General features: G+C 43.3%; 3 protein-coding genes and 3 pseudogenes. 3 read left to right on the top strand and 3 right to left on the bottom strand.

Features of this window, described 5'->3' with window-relative positions; all coding sequences use genetic code 11:
* Positions 1–1,497, top strand: a 1,497-nt coding sequence (locus REG_RS07570; RefSeq protein ID WP_039907895.1) for an LTA synthase family protein, incomplete at its 5' end; no start/stop codon positions are given.
* 288 nt (positions 1,498–1,785) lie between these two features.
* Here the strand turns inward: REG_RS07570 and REG_RS07565 are convergent.
* The 3 pseudogenes from REG_RS07565 to REG_RS07555 all read right to left on the bottom strand — a co-directional run.
* A pseudogene (locus REG_RS07565) lies at positions 1,786–3,199 on the bottom strand (type I secretion system permease/ATPase); the annotation flags it as partial.
* Positions 3,199–4,221: pseudogene (locus tag REG_RS07560) on the bottom strand (HlyD family type I secretion periplasmic adaptor subunit); the annotation flags it as partial. The pseudogenes REG_RS07560 and REG_RS07565, both read right to left, overlap by 1 nt.
* A pseudogene (locus tag REG_RS07555) lies at positions 4,221–4,865 on the bottom strand (ABC transporter ATP-binding protein); the annotation flags it as partial. The pseudogenes REG_RS07555 and REG_RS07560, both read right to left, overlap by 1 nt.
* Before the next feature lie 493 nt (positions 4,866–5,358).
* On the opposite strand from REG_RS07555, the gene rsxA reads away from it, so the two are divergent.
* Together rsxA and REG_RS07545 are read left to right on the top strand one after the other, a co-directional pair.
* Entirely contained in the window at positions 5,359–5,940 is a 582-nt protein-coding gene (gene rsxA, locus REG_RS07550; protein ID WP_039907891.1) for an electron transport complex subunit RsxA, read from the top strand.
* The coding region (locus REG_RS07545) for an RnfABCDGE type electron transport complex subunit B (RefSeq protein ID WP_039907889.1) at positions 5,940–6,133 on the top strand (194 nt) is incomplete at its 3' end. The genes rsxA and REG_RS07545, both read left to right, overlap by 1 nt.

Below are 6,133 nucleotides of genomic sequence, written 5' to 3'. Positions count from 1 at the left end.
CCCCTGTCCACCAGCAGTGTATTTGTCATCGTTTTACAATTTGTTAATCAACTAAAAATCCATCATTACAAACAAAGACTGATGTTTGCAGATCTCTATATAATGCTTGATCCATCAAACACTGAAACTTTGCTTCACTACCCATTAACCGGGCTAGCCTTCGTCGGCTTATTATTATTAATGATAATCACAACCATTGTCAGTTGGCGAGCGGTGCCCCGTCGGATGGGCTATTTTCCGCAAATAATCGGATTCTGTATGATGTTGACAAGTGGTTTGGTGTTAACACGCTGTGTCATTCATTATCAGCCTGTCTGGAGGAATACGCTATGGGCTGGTGGAACCGGCGTTGTATCTAATCTGGTGATGTCTAGCAGAGCGGCTCATTACACGGCTCCCTCTTTCTCTGAAGAAACATCACGCTATTTTAAAACGCGCGCTGCAACGCTAAACCGCTCACAACCCAATATCGATAGCAAAAAACCGGATATTGTTTTGCTGCTACAAGAATCAACAACCGATCCTCGTCTTTATCAGCTACCAAACCCTATGTTGCTGCCTCATCTTACGATGTTTGAACAAGACAGTAACGTTAAAGCACATTCATTGATGAGGGTACACACATTCGGTGGCGGAACTTGGTTATCGGAATTTACTGCACTCACCGGGCTACCCAGCGACGATTTCGGTGCAATGAAAAACTCGGTATTCTATTCAGTAGTCGATCACCTCAACGACAGTTTATTCAAGCAGATGAAAGATAATGGCTATTATACCGTGGTGCTCACGCCGTTTAATAAGTCCGCTTACAACGCAAATCATGCTTATAAAATAATGAGGGCGGATAAGATCATCCAACCACAGGAACTCGGTTATCCTGGTAAACTACAAGAGAATCTGTGGCACATCCCCACTGCCGATATACTCAACTATGTCAAACAAATCTTAACAACCCAAACCGACAAACCCTTGTTTGTCTATGCGTTAACCATGTACGAACATGGCCCTTACGACGCTAATCATAAAGACGACTATCAGCTAAAAAATTATGTGAAAAATAAAAATTCTGCGGGCAAATTTAGTCACTATGTAGAGAAGATCAAAACCTCAGACGCATCATTAATTGATTTCTTCCAATTTGTCGATCAGCGCCAAAAACCAACCCTATTTATGTATTTTGGTGATCATCAGCCTGCGCTTGATTGGGAGAATGGTTACACAACGACCTTACCGAACGCGGCGTACCTCACACAGTTCAGTCTGCGGGATAACATAGATACGCCGACAGTGTCTGATTTGGGTCAAATGACCGATATCGCCTTCTTAGGTGGGATTTTACTCGAACATGCCCAACTGCAAGTATCGCCGTTCTATCAGGCCAATATCGACATGCGTCATCTGTGTAAAGGTGAAATGAAAGATTGCGCTGATAAAAAATTATTTGAAAGCTACCGGAACTACATCTATAACGAGCTGAACGCAGCATCTGTGCCTTAATATACCCTTCGTCTTTGAAGTTGAGTTGCGCAGCGCGGCGGCCAGGGTGTGAGTCTGATGAGCATAGACAAACTATGTGTGATTCAGACTCACACTCGCAGCCAACAAAGCTGCCACTTCAAAGGCGAAGGGTATAAATGTAAGGGGTGATGTCACCTGTATAGCCGAATCAGTTTAATTTGATTCAAGGCGGAGGAGCGCAGACAGTACAAATAGTACGGCAAGCGACGACAACACTTAAATCAAATTAAACTGGTTTGGCTATATCACCCCATATAAACTAGCGAATTAGCTGGTTTGCAGATGCCATAAACGGGCGTAATGTCCCTTTTTAGCCACTAATTCATCATGGGTTCCCTCCTCTTGCACCACCCCTTCACGTAGTAACAAAATTCGATCGCAATTTTGTAACGTATTGAGACGATGGGCAATACAGATTACCGTTCGGTTGCGAGTGATCACCGGCAGTTGACGCATAATCGCAGCTTCGGATTCATAATCCAGTGCACTGGTTGCCTCATCTAAAATTAAAATCTGTGGATCCGCCATTAATGCCCGCGCTAACGCAACCCGCTGGCGCTGACCGCCCGAAAGCATGCCCCCTTTTTCGCCAACCTGTGTCTGGTATCCTTGCGGTAACGCACTGATAAAATCATGAGCGCCCGCTTGACGCGCAATTTCTTCCACCAATTCTAAATCGGCATCCGGTCGACATTGGCAAATGTTTTCTTGCACCGTACCAGAAAACAACACACTTTCTTGTAAAACAACGCTCATTTTACGCCTCAAGGAGGTTGGATCTGTAATGGCTAAATCTTGGCCATCGACGAGGATTTGACCATGCTGTGGCGTATACAGTCGTTGTAATAATTTGGTTAGCGTTGATTTCCCACAACCAGAAGGGCCTGTAATACCGATAAACTCAACGCTTTTTACTTCCAAATTAAGATTTTGTAATACTTCTGGAATATCGGCTCGATAACGAAAACGCACCTGTTTAAAGCTAATACTTCCGGCACTTTCGCAATCAGAGACTAAGCCCGCACTGCCGGGTTCACTTGGACTATCAAGAATACTACCAATACGCTTCAAGGCAATTTGAGTATGCTGAAAATCTTGCCAAACCTGAGCCAAGCGCAATATCGGCTGGGTTACATAACCCGAAAACATGTTGAATGCGACTAATTCACCAGGAGAAAGTTTACCTTCCAAGGTGAGTTGAACGCCGTACCACAGTAACATCGCCGAAGTAAGCTTATGGATTAGGTTGATCCCTTGCCCTGCTAAGTTACCTGCTTGTGCGGTATTAAAAGCTGAGCGAACAAAAGTCGCTAAATATTGCCGCCACTGACGATTAAATTGGCTTTCCGTCGCCGTCGTTTTTATCGTTTCCAGGCCGGTAATCGCTTCAGTAAGAAAAGATGTCGCGTTGGCACTCGCCTCATACTCATGTTCAACACGTTTACGCAATATCCCCCCGACAGAAAACCAAATAACACAACAGTGAAATTAATACGATCGCCGTTAATGGAACACTGTAATAAAACATCACCGCAATAAAGGTTCCAACGAAGACTAAATCTAATAACATAGTCAATGCCGAACCGGTTAAAAAGCTACGGATTTGTTCCATTTCGCTTACTCTGGCAATAGTTTGTCCTGTTTGCCTGCTAGTAAAATAATTTAATGGCAAACTCAGTAATCTAGCTCTTTATTTTCCGGCACGATCACCATCAGTTGTTGAGCCGGTGTCACCACCCCCCCTAAAGTGTGTACCGCCAGCTGCTGTACTACACCGTCTACAGGCGCTCGCAATTTTTGTAAATTTTGTCGTTCAACAATTTTAATCTGCTCCTGAGTGAGCTGACTGATAACCTCACTCGCTTTATTTAAACGTTCACGGTAATCGCGCCTTTTTTCCGCTAAAAAACGTTGTTTACCCTGAATATAACTTTGTTGTTGAGAAAGTAATATCGATTGCTGACCATTGAGTGAGCTTAATTCAGCTTTGGCATTTAACCACTCTTTTTCCTGTTCGAGCAGCTCCATCTTAGCAATGGATTGTGTTTTAGCTAATGAACGGCGGGCTTCTAAACGTTTCTCAATATTTTCTAATAACCGCTTTTGACTGGATATTTTTTGCTCCACTGCTTGATAATTAGTTTGGTTAACCGCCAATTCAACGTCTTGGCGCTTTAATTCCGCATTTCTTTCATCAAGTTCCCGCTGTAGCAATGCACGACGTGTTTCAATCAAATGAGGCTCACTCTCCGCTGGCGGTGTAAAATTAGCCAGTGGGTCATCGGTTAACAATGCGGTTAAACGCGCTTTTTCAAGCCGACGATGCATCAATTGTTGATTAATATTACGCACTTCAGCATCAATGCCCACCGGATTTAATTCAATTAAGGATTGTCCGGCTCGCACGTGTTCACCGTCACGCACATTAATAGCCACCACCACGCCTTGTTCTACTAACGGCTGCACTAATTTCGAATGATCTGAAACAATCACCCGTCCCAACGCCGTAGCATGAATATCCAGTTTACCGATGATAGACCAACCCAAAACTAATAATAAAAATAAGGAGATACACCAGGCAGTACGGCGCGCCCAGGAGCAGGCAAAAAAATCATATTCATCACGGCTACGAGCCACTTGCTGTTGTTTAACACGCCATTGCACTATGCGTTGATAAAAACGGGATTTATAAAAAAATTTCATTAAATTTCCTCCTCACTGAAATTAACCTGCTGCGGCCATAAACGAGCATAACTTCCCTTTAATTTCAACAGCTCATCATGGGGGCCTAGCTCAACAATCGTACCCTGTTTAAATACCGCGATACGATGACATTGACGTACAGTAGACAAACGGTGAGCGATAGTAATAACCGTTCGGTTCGCAACAATTTCCACCATATTTTTTTGTATCTGTTCTTGAGATTCATCATCCAACGCACTGGTCGCCTCATCAAAAATCAGAATGCGAGGATCAGCCAACAACGCACGGGCAATAGCAATACGCTGACGCTGTCCCCCCGAAAGTGAAGCCCCTCCTTCAGATAAAACCGTGTCATAACCTAAAGGGAGAGCTAAAATAAATTCATCAGCGCCAGCCAAACGCGCCGCCTTTACGACATCATCTAATGGCGCGGTGGGGCATGAATGGGCGATATTTTCACGTACCGTACGATTGAATAAATGACTTTCTTGCATCACCACACCCACTTGGCGCCGTAAAAAACTGGGTGAAAACGAATTGAGTGGCCGACCATCAATAGTGATGCTCCCTTGTTCAGCGTTATAGAGTCGCTGTAGTAAACGAGCAACGGTACTTTTACCCGAACCTGAAGGGCCTACCAATCCATATTGTTTTTACCGGTAAATTCTTCAGTACCCATCGGGTGTAACCCAGCGAGGCGTAATAGCCTCTCTGCACAGATAAGTGCGGAAAAAGCATGATTTATCATAGCTAATACTACCTATTTTCTATTTATAAATAATCTGCCTACATTTTTTATTTTATTTGCAAACCTTAATTATCAACCGATCAAATGTCGCTATAAAATAAACTTTCTTATACGGCAGGATACATTTTAATTCAACACTATAAGGCACAATTTAAAAAATATTCAACTCTCTAATAAAATTTAATTATTTAAAATAAGCTCAAGCATGAAGAAAGAAAATTTATATTATACATATCGCTTCGATATGTCTCAGAAAATAGGCTTTAAAAAAGGGTTATTGTAGAGATAGCATAATTCAGTCGTTATCCCGTAGTTGTCGTCAGTACACTAATTTTGGATAATGGTGACAGTCTATTCTTTAGTCGCTATTTTTTCAGGTTTTGCATACCATGACTGAATATTTTTTACTCTTCATCAGTACCGTTTTGGTCAATAATTTCGTATTGGTCAAATTTCTTGGCTTGTGTCCATTTATGGGCGTGTCAAAAAAATTAACAACCGCTATCGGTATGGGACTCGCCACGACTTTCGTGCTAACATCGGCCTCAGTTTGTGCGTGGATACTAGAAAGCGTTGTTCTGTCACCTTTAGGGCTAAGTTATTTACGCACGCTATCTTTTATTTTGGTTATCGCAGTGGTGGTACAGTTCACTGAGTTAATGGTAAGAAAAACAAGCCCCGTACTCTATCGTTTACTGGGAATATTTTTGCCCTTGATTACCACAAATTGTGCGTTGCTGGGTGTCGCACTGCTCAATATCAATCAAGCGCGTAATTTTCTACAGTCGGTGGTTTATGGTTTCGGCGCGGCGATCGGATTTTCATTGGTTATGGTTCTTTTTGCCGCCATTCGTGAACGGCTTGAGGGAGCCGACGTTCCAGCGCCTTTCCGTGGTTCTCCCATCGCATTAATCACCGCCGGATTAATGTCGCTGGCATTTATGGGCTTTACTGGCCTGGTAAAATTCTGATGTTGTCATTATGGATTGCTATTAGTGTATTAAGCACGCTAGCACTCGTCTGTGGCATTGTTCTCGGCTTTGCCGCGCGACGCTTTCGCGTAGAACAAGATCCTATCGTCGAGCAAATTGATCAAATCCTACCACAGAGTCAATGCGGTCAATGTGGTTACCCTGGCTGTCGTCCTTACGCCGAGGCGGTCTC

It is taken from the genome of Candidatus Regiella insecticola LSR1, assembly GCF_000143625.1.
Lineage (GTDB): Bacteria > Pseudomonadota > Gammaproteobacteria > Enterobacterales > Enterobacteriaceae > Regiella > Regiella insecticola.
The sequence above is the reverse complement of the archived record's forward strand: the minus strand, read 5'-3'. Positions and strand labels throughout refer to the sequence as shown.